Annotated in this window: 2 protein-coding genes; both read right to left on the bottom strand. The window is 73.6% G+C overall.

The window, feature by feature from the left end:
• The coding region (locus tag E7Z54_RS14145; protein ID WP_168798334.1) for an amidohydrolase family protein at positions 1-661 on the bottom strand (661 nt) is incomplete at its 3' end.
• Positions 658-1050 (bottom strand): M20/M25/M40 family metallo-hydrolase (locus E7Z54_RS14140; RefSeq protein WP_136434736.1); only part of this gene is annotated, 393 nt, incomplete at its 5' end. The genes E7Z54_RS14145 and E7Z54_RS14140, both read right to left, overlap by 4 nt.

Here is a 1050-nt window from a genome sequence, read left to right as displayed (position 1 = left end):
AGTGGACGGCAGCGCCCAGCACGACGCCCGGCCCGGCCGGCGCCCGCCGGGACGCACGGTCGACCCAGGCGTCGACGTCGGTGTCGCCGAACCTGCGCTGCTCCGCCGACAGCGGCTCACCGAACCCGCCGGCGAGGTAGCAGGTGTCGAGCAGCGCGATCCGGATCCCGGCGTCGCGCGCTGCGGCGGCCAGCGCGTCGCCCATCAGGTTCGGGTCGTCGTACGGCGCCCCGTCGGGCCGGTGGTGCAGGTAGTGGAACTCCCCCACCGAGGTGTATCCCGCCGCCACCATCTCGGCGTACGTCGCCCGGGCCAGCGCGTAGGAGGAGTCCGGGTCGAGCCGGCCGGCGACGTCGTACATCTGCTCGCGCCAGGTCCAGAACGTGCCCCGCTCGCGCTGGGTCCGGCCCCGCAGCGCCCGGTGGAACGCGTGGCTGTGGGTGTTGGCCAGGCCGGGGAGGGTGAGGCCGGGGAGGTGGGTGTAGGAATCACCGGTTAACCGGCGATTCCTGCTCTTCTCGGCCGTTGCAACGGCCGGGAAGTGCCCGAACTGGCTGGCCGGTGTGACGGATGTGATCAGCGCGCCTTCGATCTCGACGAGTACGTCGTCCTGGACCGCGCCCCCGATCCACGCGCGCTCGAGGAGGTAGGCCGTGCTCATCCGATCAGTCTCTCCAGTGCGTCGGCCAGTGCCGTCACGCCGGCGAGGCAGTCGGCGGTGCCGGCGGTCTCGGCCGGGGAGTGCGAGACGCCCGAGGGGTTGCGGACGAAGAGCATGGCCGACGGGATGCCCGCGGCCTGGAGGATGCCGGCGTCGTGGCCGGCCTGGGTCGGCAGCACCGGCATGCCGGCGCTGCCGACCGTCTCGCGGAGCGCCGCGTCGAAGCTGACCTCGCCGGTGACCGACTCCGCGGTGACCGTGACCGCGGTGCCGTCGAGCCCCGACCGCTGCAGGGCCTGCTTCTCCACCGCCGCGACCAGCTCGGCGAGCGCGTCCCCGGAGTCGGCACGCGCGTCCAGCCAGGCGGTGACCGCCGATGGCACCGCATT

The organism is Nocardioides sp. (assembly GCF_004803405.1).
GTDB lineage: Bacteria > Actinomycetota > Actinomycetes > Propionibacteriales > Nocardioidaceae > Nocardioides > Nocardioides vastitatis.
Note: the sequence above shows the minus strand (reverse complement) of the source record. Positions and strands in the feature narration are given on the sequence as shown.